This is a genomic window from Anabaena sp. UHCC 0253, assembly GCF_009712085.1.
Taxonomy (GTDB): domain Bacteria; phylum Cyanobacteriota; class Cyanobacteriia; order Cyanobacteriales; family Nostocaceae; genus Dolichospermum.
In genome coordinates, this window is sequence record NZ_VILD01000001.1 from 90,449 (window position 1) to 116,065 (window position 25,617).

27 protein-coding genes and 1 pseudogene are annotated in these 25,617 nt (G+C 37.3%); 11 read left to right on the forward strand and 17 right to left on the reverse strand.

The genetic code is table 11. The features are described from left to right. Nucleotides 1–683 precede the first annotated feature (683 nt). On the forward strand, nucleotides 684–2,141 hold the full coding sequence (locus FJR38_RS00440) for an ammonium transporter (protein WP_168534819.1): 1,458 nt from the start codon (nucleotides 684–686) through the stop codon (nucleotides 2,139–2,141). A gap of 386 nt (nucleotides 2,142–2,527) precedes the next feature. Here the strand turns inward: FJR38_RS00440 and FJR38_RS00445 are convergent, their stop codons facing one another. Both FJR38_RS00445 and FJR38_RS00450 read right to left on the reverse strand, forming a co-directional pair. Next, on the reverse strand, nucleotides 2,528–4,048 hold the full coding sequence (locus FJR38_RS00445; protein WP_168534821.1) for a pitrilysin family protein: 1,521 nt from the start codon (nucleotides 4,046–4,048) through the stop codon (nucleotides 2,528–2,530). 159 nt (nucleotides 4,049–4,207) lie between these two features. Further along, on the reverse strand, nucleotides 4,208–5,785 hold the full coding sequence (locus FJR38_RS00450) for a pitrilysin family protein (protein ID WP_168534823.1): 1,578 nt from the start codon (nucleotides 5,783–5,785) through the stop codon (nucleotides 4,208–4,210). 151 nt (nucleotides 5,786–5,936) lie between these two features. On the opposite strand from FJR38_RS00450, the gene FJR38_RS00455 reads away from it, so the two are divergent. Continuing rightward, nucleotides 5,937–6,551 (forward strand): TetR/AcrR family transcriptional regulator, encoded by a 615-nt coding sequence (locus FJR38_RS00455; RefSeq protein WP_168495972.1) that lies wholly within the window; start codon nucleotides 5,937–5,939, stop codon nucleotides 6,549–6,551. A 21-nt stretch (nucleotides 6,552–6,572) separates the two neighbouring features. Here FJR38_RS00455 and FJR38_RS00460 read toward each other — a convergent pair whose 3' ends face one another. The 6 genes from FJR38_RS00460 to FJR38_RS00485 form a co-directional block, all read right to left on the reverse strand. After that, the gene (locus tag FJR38_RS00460) at nucleotides 6,573–7,013 is read right to left on the reverse strand and encodes a DUF4332 domain-containing protein (protein ID WP_168495974.1); all 441 of its coding nucleotides are present in this window, start codon (nucleotides 7,011–7,013) and stop codon (nucleotides 6,573–6,575) included. Nucleotides 7,014–7,316: 303 nt separating this feature from the next. Then, on the reverse strand, nucleotides 7,317–8,117 hold the full coding sequence (locus tag FJR38_RS00465) for a PhzF family phenazine biosynthesis protein (RefSeq protein ID WP_168534825.1): 801 nt from the start codon (nucleotides 8,115–8,117) through the stop codon (nucleotides 7,317–7,319). A 76-nt stretch (nucleotides 8,118–8,193) separates the two neighbouring features. Continuing rightward, nucleotides 8,194–8,508 carry a DUF4351 domain-containing protein gene (locus FJR38_RS00470; RefSeq protein ID WP_168534827.1) on the reverse strand — a complete coding sequence of 105 codons (315 nt, stop codon included), beginning with the start codon at nucleotides 8,506–8,508 and terminating at the stop codon, nucleotides 8,194–8,196. 182 nt (nucleotides 8,509–8,690) lie between these two features. Beyond that, entirely contained in the window at nucleotides 8,691–8,999 is a 309-nt protein-coding gene (locus tag FJR38_RS00475; protein ID WP_217359960.1) for a hypothetical protein, read from the reverse strand. Between the two features lie 122 nt (nucleotides 9,000–9,121). Beyond that, nucleotides 9,122–10,738, reverse strand: a complete 1,617-nt coding sequence (locus tag FJR38_RS00480) for a radical SAM protein (RefSeq protein ID WP_168534829.1) — start codon at nucleotides 10,736–10,738, stop codon at nucleotides 9,122–9,124. Between the two features lie 16 nt (nucleotides 10,739–10,754). Next, nucleotides 10,755–11,009 (reverse strand): SemiSWEET transporter, encoded by a 255-nt coding sequence (locus tag FJR38_RS00485; protein ID WP_168495982.1) that lies wholly within the window; start codon nucleotides 11,007–11,009, stop codon nucleotides 10,755–10,757. A 217-nt stretch (nucleotides 11,010–11,226) separates the two neighbouring features. Here FJR38_RS00485 and FJR38_RS00490 point away from each other — a divergent pair, with 217 nt between their 5' ends. Beyond that, nucleotides 11,227–11,439, forward strand: coding sequence for a hypothetical protein (locus FJR38_RS00490; RefSeq protein ID WP_168534831.1), 213 nt, complete (start codon nucleotides 11,227–11,229; stop codon nucleotides 11,437–11,439). 5 nt (nucleotides 11,440–11,444) lie between these two features. On the opposite strand, the gene radC is transcribed toward FJR38_RS00490, so the two are convergent. The 4 genes from radC to FJR38_RS00505 all read right to left on the reverse strand — a co-directional run bounded on the left by radC (nucleotide 11,445) and on the right by FJR38_RS00505 (nucleotide 15,366). Beyond that, nucleotides 11,445–12,176: a DNA repair protein RadC gene (radC, locus tag FJR38_RS00495; RefSeq protein WP_168534833.1), complete on the reverse strand. Its 732-nt coding sequence runs from the start codon at nucleotides 12,174–12,176 to the stop codon at nucleotides 11,445–11,447. Between the two features lie 147 nt (nucleotides 12,177–12,323). Continuing rightward, entirely contained in the window at nucleotides 12,324–13,262 is a 939-nt protein-coding gene (locus tag FJR38_RS00500; RefSeq protein ID WP_168534835.1) for a phosphoribulokinase, read from the reverse strand. 119 nt (nucleotides 13,263–13,381) lie between these two features. Continuing rightward, on the reverse strand, nucleotides 13,382–13,573 hold the full coding sequence (locus tag FJR38_RS27935; RefSeq protein ID WP_371418120.1) for a hypothetical protein: 192 nt from the start codon (nucleotides 13,571–13,573) through the stop codon (nucleotides 13,382–13,384). Next, on the reverse strand, nucleotides 13,498–15,366 hold the full coding sequence (locus FJR38_RS00505; protein ID WP_254449290.1) for an NACHT domain-containing NTPase: 1,869 nt from the start codon (nucleotides 15,364–15,366) through the stop codon (nucleotides 13,498–13,500). The genes FJR38_RS27935 and FJR38_RS00505 overlap by 76 nt, the downstream gene beginning before the upstream one ends. 325 nt (nucleotides 15,367–15,691) lie before the next feature. Between FJR38_RS00505 and FJR38_RS00510 the strand changes: the two genes are divergently transcribed. Continuing rightward, nucleotides 15,692–16,354, forward strand: coding sequence for a class I SAM-dependent methyltransferase (locus FJR38_RS00510; RefSeq protein WP_168534837.1), 663 nt, complete (start codon nucleotides 15,692–15,694; stop codon nucleotides 16,352–16,354). Nucleotides 16,355–16,435: 81 nt separating this feature from the next. On the opposite strand, the gene FJR38_RS00515 is transcribed toward FJR38_RS00510, so the two are convergent. Further along, nucleotides 16,436–17,335 (reverse strand): rhodanese-related sulfurtransferase, encoded by a 900-nt coding sequence (locus FJR38_RS00515; RefSeq protein ID WP_168534839.1) that lies wholly within the window; start codon nucleotides 17,333–17,335, stop codon nucleotides 16,436–16,438. Between the two features lie 199 nt (nucleotides 17,336–17,534). Further along, nucleotides 17,535–18,167 (reverse strand): DUF938 domain-containing protein, encoded by a 633-nt coding sequence (locus FJR38_RS00520; RefSeq protein WP_168495998.1) that lies wholly within the window; start codon nucleotides 18,165–18,167, stop codon nucleotides 17,535–17,537. A gap of 65 nt (nucleotides 18,168–18,232) precedes the next feature. Here FJR38_RS00520 and FJR38_RS00525 point away from each other — a divergent pair, with 65 nt between their 5' ends. After that, a complete protein-coding gene (locus FJR38_RS00525) occupies nucleotides 18,233–19,642 on the forward strand; it encodes a 1-acyl-sn-glycerol-3-phosphate acyltransferase (protein WP_168534841.1) in 1,410 nt (469 codons plus the stop codon). Between the two features lie 45 nt (nucleotides 19,643–19,687). Here the strand turns inward: FJR38_RS00525 and FJR38_RS00530 are convergent, their stop codons facing one another. Both FJR38_RS00530 and FJR38_RS00535 read right to left on the reverse strand, forming a co-directional pair. Then, a complete protein-coding gene (locus tag FJR38_RS00530) occupies nucleotides 19,688–19,927 on the reverse strand; it encodes a type II toxin-antitoxin system Phd/YefM family antitoxin (RefSeq protein ID WP_168534843.1) in 240 nt (79 codons plus the stop codon). Nucleotides 19,928–19,965: 38 nt separating this feature from the next. Beyond that, nucleotides 19,966–20,382 (reverse strand): Fur family transcriptional regulator, encoded by a 417-nt coding sequence (locus FJR38_RS00535; protein ID WP_168534845.1) that lies wholly within the window; start codon nucleotides 20,380–20,382, stop codon nucleotides 19,966–19,968. Nucleotides 20,383–20,595: 213 nt separating this feature from the next. On the opposite strand from FJR38_RS00535, the gene FJR38_RS00540 reads away from it, so the two are divergent. The 6 genes from FJR38_RS00540 (at nucleotide 20,596) to FJR38_RS00565 (ending at nucleotide 24,990) form a co-directional block, all read left to right on the forward strand. Continuing rightward, the gene (locus FJR38_RS00540; protein ID WP_168534847.1) at nucleotides 20,596–21,168 is read left to right on the forward strand and encodes a peroxiredoxin; all 573 of its coding nucleotides are present in this window, start codon (nucleotides 20,596–20,598) and stop codon (nucleotides 21,166–21,168) included. Between the two features lie 249 nt (nucleotides 21,169–21,417). Then, nucleotides 21,418–21,645 (forward strand): hypothetical protein, encoded by a 228-nt coding sequence (locus FJR38_RS00545; protein ID WP_168496010.1) that lies wholly within the window; start codon nucleotides 21,418–21,420, stop codon nucleotides 21,643–21,645. A gap of 350 nt (nucleotides 21,646–21,995) precedes the next feature. Beyond that, on the forward strand, nucleotides 21,996–22,253 hold the full coding sequence (locus tag FJR38_RS00550) for a hypothetical protein (RefSeq protein ID WP_168496012.1): 258 nt from the start codon (nucleotides 21,996–21,998) through the stop codon (nucleotides 22,251–22,253). A gap of 204 nt (nucleotides 22,254–22,457) precedes the next feature. Continuing rightward, the gene (locus FJR38_RS00555; protein ID WP_168496014.1) at nucleotides 22,458–22,673 is read left to right on the forward strand and encodes a hypothetical protein; all 216 of its coding nucleotides are present in this window, start codon (nucleotides 22,458–22,460) and stop codon (nucleotides 22,671–22,673) included. A 64-nt stretch (nucleotides 22,674–22,737) separates the two neighbouring features. Next, the gene (locus tag FJR38_RS00560; RefSeq protein ID WP_168496016.1) at nucleotides 22,738–23,901 is read left to right on the forward strand and encodes a phosphotransferase; all 1,164 of its coding nucleotides are present in this window, start codon (nucleotides 22,738–22,740) and stop codon (nucleotides 23,899–23,901) included. Nucleotides 23,902–23,916: 15 nt separating this feature from the next. Then, nucleotides 23,917–24,990 (forward strand): T3SS effector HopA1 family protein, encoded by a 1,074-nt coding sequence (locus tag FJR38_RS00565; protein ID WP_168534849.1) that lies wholly within the window; start codon nucleotides 23,917–23,919, stop codon nucleotides 24,988–24,990. 251 nt (nucleotides 24,991–25,241) lie between these two features. Here the strand turns inward: FJR38_RS00565 and FJR38_RS27940 are convergent. After that, nucleotides 25,242–25,617: pseudogene (locus FJR38_RS27940) on the reverse strand (peptidylprolyl isomerase); the annotation flags it as partial.

Sequence of the window (25,617 nt, forward strand, 5' to 3'; positions counted from 1 at the left end):
TCTATGCAGAATAATATAGTAATTTGAATGAAATGAAACCCAACACTACCCATGAAGGCATTATTATCATTAATGTTGGGTTTCCTTGCGTCAACCCAACCTACGTCGTATAACTTCTAGCTTTGTATTTCCTGCTTTTTAAGCTCAAAAACTTTTTAGCCCCCTGCACATAAATATTACTTATTTATTTACGAATAAATATCAGAATTTTGTATATTTATATATTTAAGCTGTGATTATGAGACCTAGATCACAGCAAATGCTGATATTTTCGATAATAAAGGTATTTTCTGTATTCTTGCCGAGGCCATAAATTACCAAAACACCAAAAAAATGTATTTTCTGATACAGAATATTGATCGTTATTAAATAGAGAATCAACCAACTTTAAATAAAGTTAATGACAATTTCACTTCCTAAAAGCAGGAATTAACTTAATAATTTCTGCCTCTGTTCTCCGTCTATTGTTCTTAATCATATTGAACAAGTATGACAGATTTGTAAACTGCATATTGGCTAATGATCTCAATTATGATATTGTTTAGCTATTTTTGCAAAAACAATCATGTATTTGGGCAGATTTGTCAACATGAACATGAGATAAAAAACCTAACTTTAATTAAGTTATTCAGGTCGTTTGATGAACAATATTAATTACAGCTTTTCTAGCAGGAAAAACAACAATGAATAAACGTATTCGTCCCTTGTATCGCCTTCTAGCACTAGCTATTGGTTCAATGGTGTTGGCAATTTTTGCGCCTACAGTTGTCCAGGCAGCAGATCCTGTGACGCTGGAATCTTTAGATGCAACAACCAAACAATTACAAGTTTCCATTGATACTACCTGGGTCTTACTCACAGGCTTTTTAGTATTCTTCATGCAAACCGGGTTTTCCATGTTGGAAGCGGGTTTACTGCGCCAAAGAGGTGTAGTTAACGCCCTATTGGAAAACTTTATTGATGCTGCTGTCACTATTATTGTGTGGTGGGGTGTAGGCTTTGGAATTGCTTTTGGAACAAGTGCTGGTGGGTTTATTGGTACAGATACTTTCTTCTTAAGCCAACTACCTACTGATGGTGTGTTTACCAACGGTGGTGTACCAGGAATTGCTTCTGGACTCAATGCTTATACCTTGTTCTTCTTCCAGTTTGCCTTTGCAGCTACAGCCAGTACAATTACAACTGGGGCAATGGCAGGAAGAACAGACTTTGTGGGTGATTTAATCTACAGTGCAATTATGGGCGCATTTAGCTATCCCCTAATTGTACATTGGGTATGGAACTCCAGCGGCTGGTTATCGAAAATGGGTTTTCATGACTTTGCTGGTAGTACCGTAGTTCACACCGTGGGTGGTTGGACTGCCTTAGTTGGTGCTTTTTTACTTGGACCTCGGCCTGGACGGACTCCTTGGGGACAGATTCCCCCCGCCCATAATTTGGGTTTGGCGGCTATGGGAACAATGATTCTCTGGTTTGGCTGGTACGGCTTTAACCCTGGTTCAACTCTAGGTGCTGGTAATCCTGGCTTAATTGGTTTAATCACCCTGAATACTACCCTTGGTGCTGGTGCTGGGGCGTTAGCAGCATTGTTTTATCAATACAAACGTTCAGGTAAATGGGATTTAGTCTATTGTCTGAATGGTTCTTTAGCCGGTTTGGTAGGTATTACCGCAGGTTGCGCTTTTGTAGCACCTTGGGCGGCGGTTGTGATTGGGTTAACGGGTGGAATTTTAGTAGTTGTCGGCATTGATATTATTGAATCATGCAAAATTGATGACCCTGTGGGAGCATTTGCAGTTCACGGTATTAATGGCATGATGGGTACACTGGCAGTTGGCTTTTTAGGTCAGTCAGAATTGACTTTGAATAAAAAAGCCGGTCTGTTATTAGGTGGTGGTTTTGATTTGCTAGGTGTGCAGATTCTGGGCGTAGTTGCAGTATCAGTTTTCACTATTGCTTTTGCCTTTGTTATGTTCACTGGACTCAATGCCATTGGTAAGCTGCGTGTTAATCCTAAAGCCGATAAAATTGGGATTGATAACTATGAACATGGTGCAACTGTATGGCCTGATGTTTATGCAGTTGAGGAGTTTGTAGAGGAGGAAAAAAATCACTCCACAAATCCTCAAACCAGTATGTAGGATTTGCGGAATCCGTTGTTGGTGGGTTAGCTTGCACGTTAACCCACCCTGGGTTTCACACAAAAACGCCAACCGGAAAAAAGTGATTTTATGGTGTTGACAAAAAATTTTCAGTATGTTATCATGGAGTTGATAAGGAAGAACTATCTTACAATAAATACAATAACAAAATCCCCGACTTCTTTAAGAAATCGGGGATTTAAATTCTATTAAGTTGCTATTTAGGGAAATTGTCAGAATCAGGTGGTTACTGAGCGAAGTCGAAGTACAGGATTAAAAGATTAACAGGATGAAAACAGAAATTTACTCACCCATTACCCATTACCCATTACCCATTACCCATTACCCATTACCCATTACCAATCACCAATCACCAACTTAGGTTATTAATTCTTAGCTGCTGGTTGAAAGTTGGGAATGGTAATATCTATGTTTGTTACCTGGGCGGCTAAATTGGTTAATGGTTCTTTGATAGCAGTTTGATTTCCTACTACTAAAGTAACTAATTTTTCTGGTTTCAGGTATTTCCGAGCTACCCGTTTTACATCTGCTGCTGTGGTAGAAGTAATAGCTTTTTGATAGCGAAATAGGAAATCAGCGGGATAACCATAATATTCGTAGCGCATTAACCTAGATAAGGTTTGGCTAGGATTTTGAAAATTGAAGACAAAGGAGTTTAGTGTCGAGTCTTTGGCTTTATTTAATTCTTGGGCTGTGATGTTTTGAGTTTGCAAACGTTTAATTTCAGTTTGCAGTGATTTGATAAATTGGACTGTGGTTTCTGTGCGAGTTTGTCCACCAGCCACGAATGTTCCTGGATAGTCAAAACGGGGACTCCACATCCCATAAACAGAATAAGCTAAACCTTGACGCGATCGCAATTCATTAAATAAGCGTCCCCCAAATCCATTTAAAACGCCATTCATGACATCTAAGGCGGGATAGTCAGGATTATTGAATTTTCCACCTAAATGACCAATTAAGACGCTGCTTTGAGTAAGTTGGGGTTGATTAACGACGAATACACCGCCTAAATTAGCTTGAGTGACTTCTGGTAACTGGTTTTTAGCAATTTGTAGGTTGGATTTCCAGTCACCAAATTGGGATTGAATGAGCGATCGCATTTGTTGAGGATCAAAATCGCCAACAATCCCTAAAATTAAATTATTGGGGTGAAAATATTGCTGATAAAACTTCACCACATCTGCACGGGAAATTTGCTCTAAAGTTGCATATTCAACGGTTCGCGCAAAGGGACTTTCTCTCCCATAAATTAATTTTCTCAACTCTCTACTGGCAATACTATTAGGATTATCATTCCGTCGGGCAATACTACCGCGAATCTGAGTTTTATCCAAATCCAACTTTTCTTGAGCAAAAGCTGGTTCTCGCAGTACCTCAGTAAATAGCCCAAATACGGTTTCTAAATCTTCACTCAGGGCTTCAAAACTAGCACTACCAGCAGCTTCACCAATATCTGTTTCTACGGCTGCGGCTCGTTGTTCTAAAATCTCATTTAACTCATTAGCAGAATGCTTTTGAGTGCCACCACTCCGCAACGTAGAACCTACCAAACTAGCTAAACCCGTTTTTTCAGCTTGTTCCCAACGGCTACCTGTTCTTACTAATGCTGTACCAGTTACTAATGGTAATTCATGATCTTCCATCAAATAAACTACCAAACCATTTTCTAGTACATACCGTTCATACTTGGGTAATTTAATTTCTGAAACTGGAGAAAATTTCAACTCTGTGTAATGCTTTGCTGCTGTTGCTGCTAGAGAGAAATTCGTCGCCGAAAAATTAAAACTTACCAGTAAACAAGCAACAACAACAACTAAGGTAAAAACAAATCTTTGTCCCTTAGAAAATGGTGATTTTTTGCTTTTCAAATCAAACCTCAACATATTTGTCTGCAATTTTGGTTCAGGATTGAAAGATTAATCCTGTTTGAATTTAAGAATTTTGAGGACAACACGGCGTAAATTAACTAACTATTAAAAATCTCCAAAAAGCTGGAATAGGTTGCTTTTTTAATTTTTAATTATTAATTTTTAATTCCGCCCTTATCCTTGTTGTTTTGATAACAACTTCCCAACTATGCGATTTTCTGGCGTAAAAGTTGTTTTTGCTACTCTTTGAATATCTTCAGGAGTCACGGCGGCAATTTTCTCTAATTGCTGAAACAAATTCCGCCAAGAACCAGTTTTTACCTCATATTCTAACAACTGTTGCGCCATGCCCATGTTAGAATCAAGAGTGCGTAATAAACCTGCTCTGGCTTGGGTTTTCAGTCTTGCTAATTCCACCGCAGATACAGGTTCAATTTTCAATTTTTCAATTTCTTCTCTTAAAGCGATCGCCACTTCATCCACTGTTTTGCCTGGAGATGTGAGAGCATAAAAGAACATGAGATTAGGATATTTATCCCCCGGAAATCCACTATAACCTTGAGCATTCAGGGCTAAACTTTGTTTTTCTACCAACGACTTATAAAGTCTTGATGTTCTCCCGTCACTCAATAAACTACCCATCAATTCATATACTGCATTGTCAGGATGGGTAACAGCAGGACGATGATAACCTTCTAAATACCAAGGTTGGGTAGGTAATTCTAAAGTAACTTCCCTTGTAGCGGTTTGTGGGGGTTCTACTGGTAATTTTTGCTGGGGTTTGGGTTTAGCTGCATAACGTCCAAAGTAAGTTTGTGCCAGTTTTTTTACTTCTACTGGATTGACATCTCCAACAATAGCGATCGTTAAATTGCTGGGAGGATAGTAAGCATCAAAAAACTTCTTGACGTTCTCCGGTGTTAAGTTGCGAATATCCTCATCATAACCAATTACTGGTCGTCGGTAAGGATGAACTTTGAAAGCAGTATCTATGAATTTTTCCACCATCTGGCCGATAGGTGAATTATCTACTCGCATCCGTCTTTCTTCCAAAATTACATCTTTTTCTTTATAGAATTCCCGAAATACAGGTTCTAAAAAGCGTTCAGATTCTAAAGACATCCACAGTTCTAATTTATTAGATGGAAAACTGTAAAAATAGCGAGTTGCTTCGGAGGAAGTCGTAGCGTTTAAACCTACACCTCCAGCTTGTTCGACAATTTGCCCCATTTCGTTTTGTTTAACTAATTTGAGGGCTTGGGTTTCTACTGATTGAAACTCAGTTTCTAAGCGGGCTAAGTCATCTTTTTTGCCGTTAGTTTTGGCAGTTTTGATTTGGTTATCTAACTGTTCTAACTTTTCGAGAAGTGGTGCTTCAGCTTTGTAATCTGTAGTACCTATGCGCTTTGTCCCTTTAAATGCCAGATGTTCGAGAAAGTGGGCTACACCTGTTTGTCCATCTGGTTCATCAATACCACCAACATCAGCATAAGTGACAAAGGAAACTACAGGCGCTTGATGTCTTTCTAAAACAATGAATTTCAGCCCATTATCAAGACTAAATTCTGTTAATTGATTAATTACTCGTTCTAAGTAAGGTTGAATGGAATTTTGGGATTTTTGCAGGGCTATGGCCATTTCTGGCATCCACCCCCATCCAAATACTATCAGCGCCAAAGCAGCGGCTACGAGACGACGGAATGGTGACTTTTTCGCGTCACCCCGGAATAAATCTAAAATTGCCTGGTGCATAAGCAAAAGTTAAAGTAAATTTACATTCCTTGAGAAATCGAGTAACTAACACAAAGAGAGTTAACCTTCTATTAAGCTTTCTGTGTTTTTGGCATTCAATGTTGCACAATAGGGCTACAAATCTTGTTTTGGAGATATCAAAATAACTACCATGCGAGTTTTCCATTCTCCTCCACCGTCAGAAGCACAGACGCGCACACGCATTTTGCAAGCAGCACAACGGTTGTTTGCCGCCCAAGGATTCGAGGGAACTACAACCCGTGATTTAGCAAAATCAGCAGGGATAGCCGAAGGAACTCTCTTTCGTCATTTTGCCAATAAAAAAGCAATTTTGGTGGAAGTGGCTACTAGTGGCTGGGTAGATATTCTCACGGATTTGCTGACAGAACTCAGCGAAATGGGTAGCTATAAGGCGATCGCCCAAGTTATGCGCCGTCGGATGTGGAATTTACAAAAAAACGCCGATATTATGCGCGTTTGCTTTATGGAAGTGCAGTTTCATCCAGATTTGCGCGATCGCATTCAAACAGAAGTTATTGATAAAATGACAGATGTTGCAGAAGCATTTTTTCAAACGGCCATGGATAAAGGCATCTATCGTCAGATGGATGCCAAACTTGTAGCTAAGGTTTTTTTGGGTTTATTTGCGATCGCTGGTTTCTCTGATAATACCCTCATAGAACCCAATGCCTCCCCCCAAGAAATGCAAAAAATGGCGGAAGGATTGGCGGATATATTTCTTAACGGTGTCCTAGCGAAGGAATAACCAATTGTCAATTGTCAATTATTAATTACCCATCGCTTGGGCTTGGTGACTCCATTGTTGGACTAATTCAACTGCTGGACATAAATCGCGGTTATGCAATGTTGCTACTTGCAAACGCATAACTTGTCTATGTAATCTGTGAGTAGGAGTTTGCGCTAATTGGGCTATGGAAATAACACCAGAGTGAAGCAATATACCGCAATATTGAGTTCCTACACTGGGAACACGGGCTAAACCTGCCAAAACTACCCATTTATTCACAGAATGGATATTTACCTTTAATTTACCTGCTAATACTATTCTCTCTTCGGGAGTTTGACCTCTTTTAAGTAGTTCTTCTGTGGTATTGATGCCACAATTTTTTAGTTGGGCTTGATCTTCTGGACTTAATCCTGGTAAATCTTGAACAGGCCAATCAGATTTTTGGAGAAGATTTCTATTATTTACACGATTAATGGTCATTTTTTCAGTTTTTAGTATGGGTTAATTTATGTAAAATTCAGAATTGACTGATATCTTACTTGCTGAATTCTCACATTTTTATCAAATCACCATCCCTCTTGAGGACGGTATTATTGACATTATGACCTATAAAAAATTGAAACCTCAATTTATTTATTGCTCAACTTCCTTCATTAAAGGATGTTCATAGTCAATAATGCCCGATAAGCGTCAGATTAAATCTAAAAAATTAATTACAAATATTAACCTAATCATTGTCTTCTATCCCCAATTTCTGAAAGAAGTCGGGGATCTGATATGATATTAATTTATAATTAATTCTCCTCGCATTACTGTTACAGCTTGTCCAGATATAAAGACGCGATCTTTTCCTGGATAGTACACTTTTACCACACCACCCCGACTAGAAGCTTGATAGGCTAAAAATTCATCTTTTCCCAATTTATCCCGCCAAAAAGGTGCTAAACAACAATGTGCTGCACCAGTTACAGGATCTTCATTAATCCCTAAACCTGGGGCAAAAAAGCGGGAGACAAAATCATATTCTGAGTGAATATTGGCGATGCTAGTAACGATAATATCAGCCTTAGTGAGGGTTTTCATCTGTTGGAAATTGGGCTGCATTTCTCTGACTAATTGCTCAGATTCTACTTCTACTAAATAACCCAAAGAATTTTCGACTACAGATTTACAAGTTACTCCTAAAACTTGACTTAATTCTGGAGGTGATTCTATCGCTTGGGAAAGATTTACCGGAAAATCTAACTGAATCCAATCATTTTCTAGTTTAGCTATTAGTATACCACTTTTTGTATAAAAACGCGCCTCTTGATTTGGTAATAAATATCCTTGAGACCATAATACATGGGCGCTGGCTAAGGTGGCGTGTCCACACAGGGGAACTTCTACTGTCGGTGTGAACCAACGTAAATTGAAACCGTCATCTTGTTTAACTAAGAACGCGGTTTCTGATAAATTCATTTCCTGGGCGATATTTTGCATCCATAATGCAGATTGTGGACTATCTAAAACACAGACAGCCGCAGGATTTCCTTTAAAAGGTGTATTTGTAAAAGCATCAACTTGAGTAATAATTTGATTCATTTTGAGTCAAGGAATCAGGAGGTAGAAATAAGAAAAAATGAGACTGGAAGAAAAGATTTTAGATAATTATCTATATCTATGATTCTGTATGAGAAATTAGCCACTGTTCCAAGTCGCTAATTTCTGCAAAGTCTAATAATGCTTCTCCCAGGTCTTCAAGTTGTGTGATGTTTAAATTGTTAATACTTTGGATATACACATCTGCCAATTTTCCAAACCGCTTAGATAACTGCCGCAGCAGTAAGTTTTTCTCACCTTCTTGTCTACCTTCTTGTCTACCTTCTTGTTCACCCTCTTGTTTTGCTTCCTGATATACCCTTGTTTGCTTAATATCACTCACTAAAAACATGGCTTCTATCTCCTGACAGCTTAATTGGGAAAACTTTGACATCAAAACACTTTCCAGAGTAATAACACATTTACTATCAGTTTGAATGAAGCGGCGGCTGTCAGTACAACGATTAATTACACCATTAGTAGCACAGCAATCAACAGTACTGATTATACAGCGATCTCTGTTGGTCAATTCTCCGCTACCATTACCCGTTTGAGTGAATTAGAAGTGGTTAATAATTACGTATAATCGGGATCAATGTTTATTTTCTCCTCAATTACAGAAACCAAATTTCGCAATAATTCACCAATACCTGCCATCTGTTCATCATGTATATCACCATTGTCTACGTATAGATCATTGCGACGTTTACACTCCAATAATTGCTCAATTGCAATAACTTGATCAATCGTTATTTTATACTTTTTGCTTAACTTAATAGTATTTTCGATGTAAGATTCCGTATTTTCGCAATGACGATAGTTTCTAGGTTCTTGATTAAATAATGTCCCCATAATTAACTCCTTCAGAAAGTAATTTAAATCCAATCTGTAACTTTACAGTAAATTCGGCAGTATTGCGATTTTTCCAACTTCAACCGATTATAACAGGGTTTACAGGCAATCAATTGGGGTTTTTAGTAGTAAAAAACCACACCTTAGATGAGGCATTAATCTGACTCCTGACTCCTTGACTCCTGCAAATGCTTAATTAGTGTAGACTGAGGTAAGGGACCTTGCAAGTGATTCCAAGGTAAAATTTTCTCAGTTGACCAATTACTATGAACATAAAAATCTAAGTCGGGAATTTGTCCTTTTAGTTGTTTAAAAGCCCGTTTGTAACTTCCCAAAGAGTCACCAAAATCACGGGTTAATTCTAATAATTGGGAAAGTCGCCGATCGCCTCTGGACAACAAAGCCTGTATAATTGACCAATTATAACTTTCTGGTCTAAACTCTATCCCTTGAGGTTTTAGTTGTTTTTGTAATAATTGTAACCGCTTTTCTGCTTGTTTGTTAACCCCAAACCATTGAAATGGTGTATGTGACTTAGGTACGAAGGTACTGCATCCCAGTGTTAGCCGCAAACCAGGAGCAGCTTTTTTAACAGTTTGCATCATTGTTACAGTCGCGTCTAAATCTTCGGCTTCTTCACCGGGAATTCCCACCATTCCATAGAGTTTTAAACTCGATAAACCACCAGCTTTTGCATTTATAGCTGCTTGAATAATTTCATCGTTCTCCAATTTTTTATTGACAATTTTGCGAACTTTTTCTGAACCACTTTCAACCGCAATTGTCAATGATCTTGTATCCCGTTTCACCAAAGTTTGGGCTAATTTGACTGTTACTGTATTGGTTCTCACCGAAGCCAAACTTAACCGCACATCATCATATTTTGGTTTACTAATATAATCCAATAATTCGGTAAATTCTGGATGTTGAGTCACAGAAGCACCCAATAAACCTAAACGGTTTGTAACTGTTAAACCGCGTTCAATTCCCGGAATTAAAGAAGTTTCTAAACTCGCAGTTCTAAAAGGTAAAGTTAAATAACTGGCTAAACAAAAGCGGCACATTTCCGGACAACTCCGCACCACTTCCACCATATAAATATTTTCCCAAGCAGCTTTTTCTGTGACGATAGTAGAAGTAGAAAGGGTATTTCCTCGATAAGTTTGCTTTTGGATAGTTGGGGGAATTTCCGCCGCAATGGGACTAATTGATTTTATTTCTCCATCTGGTGCTATATATTCAATTACATATAAACTAGGAATATAAATTCCTGGAACTTGCGATAATGTTTTTAATTGAGTTTCCCTATCTGCATTTCTGACTTTTTTATAAGTATCTATAAAATCACCAAGGAGATTTTCACCATCTCCCAACAATATAATATCAAAAAATTCAGCATAAGGTTCAGGGTTGGCTGTGAGAACTGGTCCACCACCAAAAATTAAAGGATGATTTCGGTGACGAGAATTAGCCCGCAAAGGAATTTCTAAAGATTCTAAAAGATTAAAAATGTTCACATAATCCAATTCCCAAGACATAGAAAAACCCAATAATTCTGGATGTCTAGGAAGTTGTTCACGAATATCAGTAAATAAGCGACTTACCTGCAAATCCTCACGCGTAGCCAAAGTCGCCCACACCACCTGATAGCCCAGGCTAGTTATCCCCACCGTGTACTCATTGGGAAAGGCATAAATGAGCGGGATAGCGTCATGATTGGGGGTTGCGGGGGTAAACAGGAGGCGTTCTAAGTCAAATACAGATGATGTCACAGCTTTTTTAGTACGGTTATCTATATCTAATTTTAAGCCATAGAATTATCAAGTTAAAAAATAATGTCATTGCATTGGCGATAATAATGGGTAAAGCACCAAGGATAATACCATAGATTAACCACAGAAATAAGCCACTCATGAAGATAATCAGCATCACATAGGAAACATCTTTAGCTGATTTGGTGCGCCAAGTTTGGAACATTTGCGGTAAAAAAGCGACAGTAGTTAATGCACCTGCAACTAATCCTAAAATGGTAGTTAAATCCATATTTAACAATATCTCCTAATTTTTAAGATTATATTACATTAATTCTCGATATTTAGCTAAATATTGGCAATTAACTGTTGCAGAAGTTCTGAGAGATGATGTTACTTGAATCATATTCTCGGAAAAAAATATGATTTGTGAGTTATTGTTTTGATGATCATTAGGGCATCCTAAAAATATAGATCAATGACAATCTCTAATAAATGAGGAAGGAAACATGAAACGATATATACCCTTTTTTATTATTGCCTTTATTCTCTTTGTCACGATAGGAGATAAGATATTACCAGGTGAGTTAGGAAAATCTAGCATTCAAACCCGTACAGCTTTAAATAATTTTGCTCTGAACCTATTTCCCACTGGTAAGCCAAAGACAAACCCCTATGAACGCACAGAGAATGAATTACAAGAATTAGAAAAAAGCAGGTAGGAATATCAATCAACTTGAGGACAATCATCCCACAAAGTGGAAATTTCTCGTAAACTCTGATGAGTGCCATTACCTAAGATTAAATGATCTAAAATGGGAATGGCTAGAAGTTCCGAACCGGCTAATAATTGACGAGTTAATTCTAGATCTGCTTCACTGGGTTCTAAACTCCCAGAAGGGTGATTATGGGCAACTATTACCCGTGTAGCACCTTGACGAATGACTTCTCGAAAAATGTCACGGGGAGAGGCTAAAGTTTCCGTGGCTGTACCAATAGTAATTACTTTTGTTCCTAATAACTTATTTTTGACATCTAATAACAATACTGCAAATCTTTCTTGATCTTGCCACATCAAGTCTTGACTAAGCACCGCAGCCGCAGCAATGGGACTATCAATAACTGTACCATCAGCAGGACGGCATAAAAAAGCCCGTTTACCCAATTCAATTGCAGCTAGGATAGTTGTGGCTTTGGCTGGACCCACACCGGGTATTTCCATTAACTCAGCAGGGGTAATATTTCGTAAAGCTGCTAAGGGGTCACACTGACTTTTACCCAATTGTTGTAATATATATTGTCCTAAACCGACGGCTGAGAGTTTACCCGGTCCTTGACCAGTACCCAACAGAATAGCGATTAATTCTGCTGTAGCTAAAATTTTGGGACCGTGAGTGATTAATCTTTCACGGGGGCGTTCATTTTCGGGTAAATCGGCTATTCTGAGGCAATAAGTCATACCAATTTAGGATTTGAGATTGGGAATAATTGGGTAGATGCAATACTTATTTATGCCTTATTTATGGGAACAATTATTCCTCATTGACAATATCTTTAATTTTTGTGGAGATTACCTAAGTGCTACTGAATGAGCAACGTGAATTACTTATTGGTAAATTTGCGTAGCTTTGAGCATATGATAGGTAATAATTAACTGAGTGAGGGCGAGAGGGTAACTTTGCAGAGTTTCTCCAGTTGTCCCTGCAATTTTACCTAATTCTGGATTACTTTCGCGATCGCACACACTATTTAAATGCGGCATATCGTTACACATAATCCGTTCGATTTTATTCACCTGTTCCAAGGTTGCATGACCGTCCACCTCTAAAACATCCACCGGTTTTCCCATATCTCTATCTAGTCCCAAACGGATAGCTGACTGGGAATCACTATGACCAGCATGAATAATTTCCGTAAAATCAGGGTGGGGAATCGAAGGACGCAGCACCAAGCGCACATTTAAACGTCCATTAGTGTTATCAATCTCATCACTAGGAGGATAGAAACTGACCACAATATCTGACCATTGCCGCTGAGGACGGATATACATTTCTGAGTCAGGTTCGCGTTTATCTAACTCCGCTAATACCTGTTCTGGAGTATAACCGCGCTTTTGAGTATCCCGTTTCACCTTCCAATCAGCGCGAAGTGTTTCAGGAGGAGCAAGATAGACTTTCACATCATAAGCATCACGGGCTACGCGGGTAGAATAACCTAGTAACCCTTCAATAATCACAAATTTACTGGGTTTGATATATTGTGGCGGCTCAAATGTGCCTGTTTTATGGCTGTAAACCGGCTTGAGAATCGCCTGTCCTGTCCGTAGCAGCGATAAATGTTGCTGCATGATATCCAGATAGTTACAATCAGGATGTAAGGCTGTAATTCCCATTTCCGCCCGTTGTGTGCGATCGTAACGGTGGTAATCGTCTGTACAGATAATGGTCACATTTTCTGGACCGAGTACCTGAGCAATGCCTTTAGTCAGAGTTGTTTTCCCGGCAGCACTATCACCAACAATACCCAAAATAATTGGACGGCTCATGAATACCCCCTCTGACGCGAGTAAGTTTATAAGAATAGTCTCTAATTTTAGGGCGCAAATCAGCTATTTTATCCAGAAAATCCTATGGTTGCAACATCTCTACATAAACTCACTGGATTTTAATTACTCCCCACCAACAACATCCGCGCCTCTATCGCTTCCCATGTTGCAGGTGATACCCGCACTGCTGCTTCTTTGCATTGGATAATCAGTCTATTAGCCCCGATATAATTATCTAGGGCTTTGATTTCTTCCTCAGATAAATCAACCATTTCTGGGGTGAGATTAAAACCATTGAGTAATGTTTCCATAAGCTTTTTAGTAAAAGCTTGATATGATTGTTTTGGTTGTTTATAATAACTTTGTTGGTGTATGCCTTTGCTTGCGCGTATACGATTGCGTCAAGTTTAATTTTGTCAACGGTATGGGACATGGCTTGAGCGAATCTTTTGGCATAAGGGATATCGAAGTGTATCTCGTTGCTGGGGTAGCTATTGGCATAGGCGATCGCAACTGCACGTTTCCTAAAAGGTTTATAATCACCTGGAGATCCGACTGTGACTTCTTCCGCCCAATTTAATAAAGCTTGTAATTTTGGGGTATTGATATATTTTTGTACTTCCTTTTCCATCAATAACAACAAATCATCTGTACCACCCCGCATTACTCCAGCAACTAACAAAAATACCTCTTTCCAACGTTCATCTATGAGGTGTTCAGTAACTAATTTTTCAACTAAGCGATGATCATCAATATATTGTGCGGTTAAATATTCCTGTAGCGTCAAATGAGAAAACGAAAATACATCTTCTGCTCGTTCTACTAAAATTCCTTGTTGAATTGCGATCGCATTTAAAACAGCTTCACCATCTAAATGTTGTGGTGCATTCAAATTACCCGCCAAAAAGGTTTTTATTTGTTCAACAATTTCCGATTGTGAGAAAAATAGCCGATTAGATGCAAACCCAGTATAAGCAATTTCTGAAAGTAATAACTCTTCTAATTCTGTATGCAATCCTTGATAAATTTCATCTTGCAAAATTCGCTTTTCAGAAGCCCATTCTTCTAATAAAATCCGCAACGCCTTTTTATATAACACACTGCGATTATTAGGAAAATTCTGAGAACGGTCATATACCAAACAAAGAAAAGTCAGTAATAAAGGTGTATGTGCTAACTCTTTCGCAGCTTGATTTTCTGGTTTTTGCAGTAATTCCCAACATTTATCCCCCGTTTTCGCTTTTTGATCATCTTCTCCATGAAACCAATTATTAATAAATTGCTGAATTTGTTCATCATCAAAATCAGCCATAGCCACATCACTAAACCGCTGGAAGTTATTGCGGTAAGCTGCTATGCGACAGGAAGCTATAAACCGATTTTGATCATGTTGATCAACAAAATTTTGAATTTGATTAATTACCTCAGTCAAATTTTGACTGGGAACTTCATCTAATCCATCCAGTAAAATTAATAATTTACCTTGTTCTAAAGCTTTAGTCGTAAATTTTTCTGGAACTGGAAATCCACAAATCCGAAATTCTTCAATAATAAATTTTTCAATATCAATATCACTTGAAGTAAACCTTTTTAATTCAATAAAAACCGGAATACAATCATGTTTAAATCCTCCTTTTTTACCTTTGAGTGCTTCCATTCCCATTTTCCGTAAAAAAGTAGATTTTCCTGCACCTGGTCCACCCAAAACCATCAAATATTGTTTTTTATTTGCAATCTCAATTCCTGCTTGTTTTTGACAATCTTGAGAATTAAACTTCCGACCTTTCCCTTGACGATATACTTCTTCTAATTGTTCAATAGATGCAAAACTACGAATAGCATCATCATTTAAAAACTGCACTGCTGTATACACAGATTCCAACTTCACCGGTTCACGCATTCCCAAAACTTTGAGAATACCGTGTCTTTCTTCATAGTTCTGTCCATATTTCTTGGAAGCATCAAAAATGAGTTGTTTAGTATTTTCATCCAGAGTTTTCCCAAACACTCCCAGAAATTTACCACCACTTCCCCAAAGAGATTGAAAAATGGGAACAGCTACACCGCTAACCGCTGCAGCTAATAAAGGTTCAAATCCTGTCATAATCCTGAAATTAGTGAATATATCTCAACTTACAGCAATTTTCATGTATTTATACCACACTTATGTATTTATATTCCTTTGCGCCTTTGCGTGAGACTTTAAAATGTCGTTCATTAACTCAAAGTATCGGATTTAAAAGAGGATTTAGGGGTTGACATTTGATTTTAAATTTGTTATCATAGATTTGATAAGGAAGAACTATCATAAAATAATTAATAATTTTCCAGTAAGTTAAATAATATTGACTTGCGCCCCGAATAAAAATAATTACAATACTTAAAAGCCAGTTTCCTGCTATAGGTGCATCAATCCCCCAATATAAATTATGTCAAAACAAACCCTGGGTTTAGAACAAAGCGTGTATGATTATTTACTTTCAGTTTCTCTCCGCGAACCAATTACTTTAACCCAACTGCGTCAAGAAACCTCTCAATTGCCAATGTCTCGAATGCAAATATCTCCAGAACAGGGACAATTTATGGCATTGTTGGTAAAACTAATAGGAGCAAAGAAAACTTTAGAAATAGGTGTATTTACTGGCTACAGTTCCTTGGTAGTCGCTTTAGCTTTACCCGCCGATGGTAAAATAGTTGCCTGTGATGTTAGTGAAGAGTATACCAACATTGCTCGGCGTTATTGGCAACAAGCGGGAGTAGAGGATAAAATTGACTTGCATCTTGCTCCAGCCTTAGAAACATTAGATCATTTACTAGCAGCAGGGGAAGCAGGAACATTTGATTTTGCGTTTATTGATGCTGATAAAGGCAACTATGAGAACTATTATGAGCGATCGCTCCAACTAATTCGCCCAGGTGGACTAATTGCCATTGATAATGTACTGTGGTCGGGTAAAGTTGCAGATACAGAAATACAAGACAATCAAACTAACAAAATTCGGGCTGTGAATCGAAAATTACATCAAGACTCCCGAATTACCCTGAGTTTAGTTCCCATAGCCGACGGATTAACCTTAGCTATGAAAAATTGATTTCTAAATGTAGAGACATTCCATGGAACGTCTCTACTACTCTCTGAGACTCTGCGCCTCTGCGTGAGATAAAATCATAATTTAAATTCGGTTCATGTTTAATTGAAACTGTTTCCATTTTTCCTGTTGACGCACCCTTTTCTCCTCTGTCAAACTATCAAAACAGTGAGGACAAGAAATACCTTCTTCATATTTAGGTAAAGATTTATCATCTTCAGAAATAGGATGTCCACAACAAAAGCATAATTCATAACTTCCCATTTCTAAGCCATGACGAACAGCGACTCTTTCATCAAAAACAAAACATTCCCCTTCCCATAAACTGTTTTCCTGGGGAACTTCTTCTAAATACTTGAGAATACCCCCTTTCAGATGATAAACTTCCTCAAAACCCTGAGACAGCAAATAAGAAGAGGCTTTTTCACAGCGAATACCCCCAGTACAAAACATTGCCACTTTCTTATGTTTGTGGGAATCAAGATGCTGTTCTACATATTGGGGAAAATCTCGGAACGTTTCAGTTTGGGGATTTTTCGCACCTTTAAAAGTACCAATAGTAACTTCATAATCATTGCGGGTATCAATGACAGTCACTTCCGGGTTAGAAATCAAATCATTCCATTCTTCCGGAGTAACATAAGTTCCCACTTTTTCATTAGGGTTAACTTCTGGTAATCCCAAAGTGACGATTTCTGGCTTTAACCGCACTTTTAGCCGTTCAAAAGGCGGAATTTCTGTGTAAGATTCTTTATGTTCTAAATCTGCAAACCGCGAATCAGTCCGCAGAAATGCTAAAACCCCATCAATTTCCTGACGAGAACCGGCAATTGTGCCATTAATTCCTTCCGACGCTAGTAAAATAGTTCCTTTGATTCCTTGTGACTGGCAAAAAGATAATAAAGGTGCTTGCAGTTCTTTATAATCAGGTAAACTGACAAATTTATACAGTGCAGCAACAACTATAATATTTTCTGGGTTCATCTGTTTACAAAAAAAGAATAATAGGATATTATCTTGTCAATGATTAAAATTAACCCATTTCTTAGAAAACAGAAACTTAGTTAATTTTAACAAGACTTAAGCAAAATATCTCTCAAAGCCTCTTTTCTCTGTGAACTCTGTGCCTGGAGTGGTTTGTCTTTCCGTTAGGTGCTTGAATGTTTTTTTATTTGGAAGTCCCTTAATGATGTTTAAGAATTAGCGAAAAGTTATTTGCTGGCATGGGATAGATTTTTTGCAAAGATAAATTGTGTGTCTTCGCCACTTTGATGATATCTTCTAAATTACGCACTCCCCAATCTGGATTTTGTGCTTGTAAAGATTCATCAAAAGCAGCATTACTAGGCGCTGTATGTTCTCCATTTTGTTTGTATGGTCCATATAAATAGAGGATACCACCAGGTGGGAGAATCCGTCCAGCCCCCGCCATGAGTCCTAAACAGGCAGACCAAGGGGAAATATGAATCATGTTAATATTGACAATAGCAGAAATAGGCGGTTCTGGTAACGGCTCTTTTTCTACAGGCCATATTGGCGAACTGGCATCTAAATCTAGGGGTGGTTGAATAGAATCACAGGGAAAATATTCAGCCCACGCGGCAATACTGGCACGAAGTTCGGGGTTAGGATCAGAAGGTAGCCATTGTCGGGGTGCTAGGTGGTAGGCAAAAAATGCAGCGTGTTCACCTGTGCCACTGGCTATTTCTAGTATAGTCCCATGTTTAGGCAATACTTCTAAAAGTACCTCTAAAATAGGTTCACGGTTACGCTGTGTTGCGGGTGCAAATTTTCGCTGGTCTGGTGGTGTATTCATTATGATAATTAAATTAGCAGCGATCGCTCATTTTTGGTTTTTTCGCCACACCACAGGAGAACAACTTGCCTAAATCTATTCATTCCACCCAACCACCACTCAAATTTATACCCCAACGTCATAACCCCCTCATTGTTAAAATTGTCTCTTGGTGTTTGCCTTTTATCCTGTGGGTGAGAACTAGACCTTGGCTACCTGCGGGTATTGTCAATATTGAAGCTAAAAACGCTGAAGTCTTAGCTAAATTATACCACGAATTTCAGGCAGGTAAAGTCCGATTTTTAATCGCTTTCCGTCACCCAGAGGTAGAAGATCCCCTTTCTATGTTATATCTGCTATCACGAATTGTCCCCAAGGTCGCCAAGAAAAAAGGAATTAACCTCAAATACCCAGTCCACAGTCATTTTATGTATGAACGGGGAATGACTCTATGGGCGGGAAATTGGTTAGGATGGTTATTTTCCAGACTTGGTGGTGTACCAATTCGTAGGGGAAGACGCGTAGATAAAAACGCCATCCAAATGGCACGAGAATTATTTGCAAATGCAGAAATGCCTATAGCTGTTGCCCCAGAAGGTGGTACAAATGGACACAGTAGTATAGTCAGTCCCTTAGAACCGGGTGTAGCCCAGTTGGGTTTTTGGTGTGTGGAAGATTTAAAAAAGGCTAACCGGGAAGAACAGGTTTTTATTATTCCTATTGGCATTAAATATAGTTATGTTAACCCACCTTGGAAAAAAATAGATTGGCTGTTATCTAAATTAGAAGCAGATAGCGGTTTAGAAGTTACAGAGATTAGTACAAATGGGAAGGAACAATCAGAAATTTTATATCAGCGGGTGCTGCGTTTAGCTGAATATCTAATTTCTGAAATGGAAGCATTTTATTGTCGTTTTTATCATCAAGAATTTACAGAAATTATAACTTCAGAAAATCCCCTAAATGAGGTATTAATTACTAGATTACACCGCTTAATGGATACGGCTTTAACCATTACAGAAGAATATTTTAATATCCAGTCACAAGGTAATTTTATTGATAGATGTCGGCGTTTAGAAGATGCTGGGTGGAATTATATTTATCGGGATGATATCGCTGATATTCAAAGTTTACCACCTTTTAAACGTGGTCTTGCGGATTGGGTAGCCCAAGAAGCAGATTTGAAAATGCAGCACATGAGAATTGCTGAAAGTTTTGTAGCTGTGACTGCTAATTATATTCAGGAAAAACCAACAGCGGAAAGATTTGCAGAAACGATATTATTAATGTTTGATATGTTATCTCGCATTCAGGATTCTACTTTGCCAGGAAGACCGCGTTTAGGTTGGAAACAAGCTATGATTTTTGTCGGTGAACCGATTAATGTTCATGAAAAATGGGAAAGTTGTCAGGGAAATAAACAAGCTTTGCGAAAGGGTGTTAGTGAGTTAACGCAGGATTTACAGGTGATGTTGGAAGAGTTGATTAAGGATTAAGTTCACGCAGAGGCGCAGAGGCGCGGAGAGGGTTTTTAAATAGTTTCATTTACCCTCGAAACTATTTAAAATATCTTCAGGCAAAGGAGCATCAAAATCATCTGGAACGGTAAATTCTCCAGCACACAAACCATAAGGTCTGATTTTTTGAGAAGTAGGGGAAACTGGTTTAATTTCGGCAATTGGCTGACCTGCTTGCATAATAATAATACTCTCCCCTGCTGCTACTTGGTGAAGATAGCTAATTAGATTTTGTTGAATTTCATCAATTGTTAGGGTTAGCATCAAATTATTTTGAGATTAACTGATCTACTTTATTATAGTTACTGACACAGATCGCACATTCCCTCAACTGTCACCTCATATCGTTCTACTTTTAACCCCTCCCGCAGTTGACTGACATCAATATCAGGTAAAGCATTCCAGTTAATATCTTCAATCGCACCACAGCAGTTACACCGAAAATGATGATGGGGGGCAACATTGGCATCATAACGAGATACCCCTTCTTCTAATAATACTTCTCGCACCAAACCCGCCTCACGCAGTGCCTGAAGTGCCGCATACACCGTGGCTTGGGAGGAAGTAGGTGCTTCCTGATTCAAGTCCCTCAAAATTTGATCAACCGTCGGATGATCTTCTCTGGCTAATAGGTTTGCATAAACCCCAAATCGCTGGGGAGTAACTCTCAACCCTCTACTCTTCAGGGTTTTGACAATATCATTAGCTTTTTGCTGCATAGGATTTACTTAACTATATAAAGATATAAACTTCCATTATAACTCTTCCTTTCTCATAACTACACCTTTTTAATAAATACATTATAAAATAAGTATTTATAACTATTGACTAATTCCTAAATCAGAATTATTCTGATTTATAAGATAAGCTATTGATGCCCAGCAATCAAGCAGCAACACGAGTTAAAATCTTCCATCTAAAAAGAGGTATTTATGACTGCTATTACTCACGTTCCAAATGTAGTATTCAAAACTCGTGTTCGGGATGAATCTATACCTGGACCAAATCCTTACACTTGGAAAGATGTAACTACTGAAGAGATTTTTGCTGGTAAAAAAGTAGTATTATTTGCTCTCCCTGGTGCATTCACCCCCACCTGTTCTTCCACCCATTTGCCTCGCTACGAAGAACTATTTGAAGAATTCAAAGCCCAAGGTGTTGACCAAATCATTTGCCTCTCAGTTAATGACGCATTTGTTATGTTCCAATGGGGTAAACAACAAGGTGCTAAAAACGTCTTCTTGTTACCAGATGGTAGTGGAGAATTTACCCGGAAAATGGGAATGTTAGTTGATAAATCTAACATCGGTTTTGGAATGCGTTCTTGGCGTTATGCAATGGTTGTTAATAACGGCGAGATTGAAAAAATGTTCGTTGAACCTGGTTTTGAAGACAACTGTGGTAGTGACCCCTTTGAAGTATCTGATGCTGATACTGTTCTTGCTTACCTCAAAGGTGTAGAACGTCCTGCTGAAGTTGCACCTCGGTTAGCATTTGTTGGTTAATTACGAAATCTCAAAACTTCTAACTTTTGACAGAAGTTTATAGTTTTTAATTCATCTAAGGCAAAGGAAGTCACTCTCATAAGACTTCCTTTGTTTTTTGTTTTGACAGACAAAAATTTTGGAATTCTGTCCACTAAATAAACTTGAAAAACTTGAATTGATGGAATGAAAAACGAAAATATAAGAGAAGAAATGTTAAATTTGTAGCCTGATTTTATCCCAGCTTAGATTGGGAAAGGAAAGTAAAAAATGCGGATAACAGTTGCTGACATATATCCTCACAGTAGCGAACAAATGCTCAATGACCTCACTCTTGAGGAATTGACTAATGTTGTAGGTGGTTACAGAAGAAGAAGACGCAGAGGTTCTCGGTATGTAGAACCCTCAATAAATCTGGATATAGATACTGAGCTTGAAAGCTGGAGGACAGAATTAAATACGATGATGGAAGACCTCAGAGACGATTTCAGTAATTAAGCAATATCCTGATTATTGAATAATCTCATAAATATCGTGCGTTTTTATGCTTATGAATAGGAAACGCACGATTTTTTATATATTTACAATTAGTTTTATCAGTATAAAAACTTGCAAATTATCACTAAAAATAATCTTCAGTAAAAATCAATAAAGATGTTTAAACCTAGAGCTAATACTTTTTATAAACAGACTCAACTCATTTATTTATGTCTTTTTTAGCTGGCTCTAACCCTTGATTTTTTCTAATTTCATGAATAAAAATTAGATCAGCGGTTAAGACAAGGCAAGCTTAACTGGCTCTCACAAAATATCAATTGCCTGACGATTAATTTAGGAGGAAAGAAATCATGGCTAGTATTAAACTTTCTCAATTACACGCTAACGGTTCTGAATTGTTCCAAGATTCCGAAAGCTTTTTAAATGAAATGAATGACGTAGATACAATCTCCGTTCAAGGTGGTAGCGGCTCTGGAATATATGATTTAGTCCAATACAGTATCAAGGGTAAAGAGTTTGTTCTGTTAGGCTTTGCGATTGATAACGTTGTCTCTTTAGCTAAATCATTTAGCTATGACTCTCACGGTGCCGGCTACGGATACTATTAAAATGAGATAATAGGCAAAATTAATTGCCTATATAATCCCATAAAACTCTGGTTCAGTTAAGAATCTATTACCCTTGTTCCCCTGAAATAAAAGGGGAATAAGGTTTTAGATAACTTATTGAACCCGATTAATAAATTAATAAATACCTGGTGTTTACCTACACTTTGCGGCTATCATATTTTGCAATTAGTGGGCATTCAGCAAATGGCAAGAATTACAATTTCTGATTTACATATCACCCAAGAAAAATTATTAATCAATGAAATTAGTAATCTGGAATCTGTCTCTATATTTGGAGGAGATAGTAACAATTTTCAGGAATTAGTTAGATTTGGAATTAAGTCTATGGAATTTATTTTATTAGCTTATGCTATAGATTCCATTTCTTATTTAGGGAGTTCATTTAATAACAAAGATTAAACATTATTTTTTCAATATTTTGTTAATTAACTAACCGGTGTTAACTGATTTTTCATTAAAACCCATGCCATTTTTAATAAGTTCTGCCAACGTTTTTGACTATCTAGTTGATCACAAAATCATTCATCCACAAGATCAATCATTAATTAAAATCGAGTTAAAATCAGCTAAAAACTTTAATTTATTAATTAGTTTACCAGATGGTCGTCAACTTCTTGTTAAACAAGAGCGTCATGATCAAAATGGTAAAACATTAGGTGAATTTGTAGATGAATGGAAGATTCATGATCTCTGTCAGAAATTCCTAGAAATCAATCATTTACGATCATATTTATCAGAAGCAATTTATTTTGATTTAGAAAACTCCATTATGGTGTTTAACTATCTAAATCAATATCAAGATTTATCAGAATTTTATGCCAAAAATCATGTATTTCCCACTGATATTGCTCAGTTGATTGGCTCAAATCTGGGAGTATTTCATCGGACAACAATAAATCAAGAAAATTATCAAAAAAGCTTTGAAACTTCTCTAGAAGCTCCCAATTTAGCCAAAGGATTAAATAGAATTACACCACAAATATTTGGCAATCTTCCTGCTGATGGTTTAAGGTTTTTTGCTCTCTATCAACGTTATGATAATTTAGGAAAAGCAATTGCCGAATTAAGTCAGGCTTTTATACCTTGTTGTCTAACTCATAATGATCTCAAACTCAATAATATTCTTTTATCTTTGAATTGGAAAACAGAAATTGAGCAGAAATTACCTGGTCATCAAAGTATTATCCGATTGATTGATTGGGAAAGAGGTAATTGGGGAGATCCTGCTAATGACTTAGGTACAATAATTGCTAGTTATCTACAAATTTGGTTGTATAGCATAGTGGCTAATAAAACTATACCTATTGAAGAATGTTTACGTTTAGCTGCTATTCCATTACCAATGATTCAACCTTCTTTATCAGCATTAGTTAGTGGTTATTTAGATAACTTTCCGGAAATTTTAGAACGCCGTCCAAATTTCTTGGCATTAGTAATGCAATTTAGCGGTTTAGCATTAATTAGAGCTATTCAAGCTAAACTTCAATATGAAAAAACCTTTGGTAATTCAGGTATTTGCATTCTCCAAGTTGCTAAGAGTTTATTATGTCGTCCCCAAGCATCTATCCCGACAATTTTAGGAACGGAATTTTCAACAGCAATTTCTCAAAACTTATCTCTTGCTTAAAAAAGGAAACTCTATATGCAAGTATTAGATTCTCTACAAAATCAACTTTTGCAATTGCCACAAGAATTACAAGCAAAATTGGAAAATATTACTAATCATTTAAAAATTGAATCATTTTATGCTATTAAGCATCCAGAATACAACTTATTAGAATTGCCAGAATCTGTAATATCTAACTTTAAAAAGTTACCTTTGGATATTCAAAATAAACACTTGCGAATTCTATTACGTAATTTTCTTTACAGTGCTTATTACAATGGTTCTTGGCATAACTCTGCTGATACCCAGGATAATAATCTGAGCAATAATAGGTTATTGGGTATAGATATGGCTTTTTATGAACAACTACATAATCATAATACAGGTATAGGCTATTGGAGTCAAAATTGGTTAGTAGTTAATGAAGAAGCTGATGGATCTTTAGCAGTTCATAAAAATGGTTTAACCTTGCATATTGAGCGTGATTTGTACTTATCAAGTATTGATAAATCTGCTACTGTTGGTAATTTAGTAGCAATCAAAATGCCTAAAAATTTAGTCCAAAATGGATTTTATATGGCAGTATCTAATTTAGGAAATCAAGATCATCAAGATATTGTCAGAATATACTTTAATGTATCACCCGAAGGTGTAGTATCAGTAATGGAGAATTTAACTAGAGAACTCAATCATATTCAAGTTGCTTTCTCATTTAAAGCTTTATATAATCCTGATGAATATCAACGTTATGACTCGGCAGTGCTGTATTTCAATAAGCATGAATATCAAGCCGTTTACCCTGTATTAAAAAAAGGTTATTTAGAAAATCAAGGCAGTTTTTCGCCACAAGTTCCTTTATTTACTAAGCTATTAGCACCCGGATTAAGTTGTGCAGAAGAACCAGACAATAAATTTGGTGAACAAGAAAGTTTTGGTACTAATCGTTGTCAAATTATTGCTAATGGTTTAATTACGGCTTGGCAAGCAGGTAATAATACACCTGAAAGTCGAATGACAGCAATTTTTGAACAATTTGCATTACACAAAATTAAACTACAATATCCTTATCTTAATACCCATTCTGAAGATGTCTATACTCCTTTAGATTGATGACATAAGTAGGTGAGCATTAAAATTTCCTAAAAAGTAAAATCGCCCAAAACTCTCTTCTTATTCCCTTGCCCCAACGACAATTTTTAACGCTCACCTACTTAAGTAACTAGACAAAAATAAATCAACTTAGATTAAGTAATGTAAAAAATATTGAGATGATCTGGTAGTAAGGGCTTCAGCCCTTAAATGAGGACTAAAGTCCTCACTACAAACCTGGAATTATTTAGTCTGTTCTACTTACTCTCATTTCAACTAGCTTCACTCAATATTTCTACTGGAGGTGAAGCAGAATTTGTCTCATCTTCTAATGTAGCGATAACTGTTAATTTGCTAATTTGCTCTTTTAGCCAATTAGTAAATAAATCACTCAGAATTTTTACGCGCATTTCTTCATTTAATTGGGGTTCAATTATTTCTTCAACTATAATGATATGCGCTCCTTTGGGAGTAATTATTGGTTTGAGAATTTGTGGAGGATTAGCTGCAAAAACTGCCGAGGCAATTTCTGGTCTAAAATCACTTCGTTTGCGGATACCTTGATATCCTCCAGCCCTGCGGATTTCGGGATTTTGGATATATTGACGAGCGATTTCTTGAAAACTAATTTCCCTTCTTGAAGAGCAT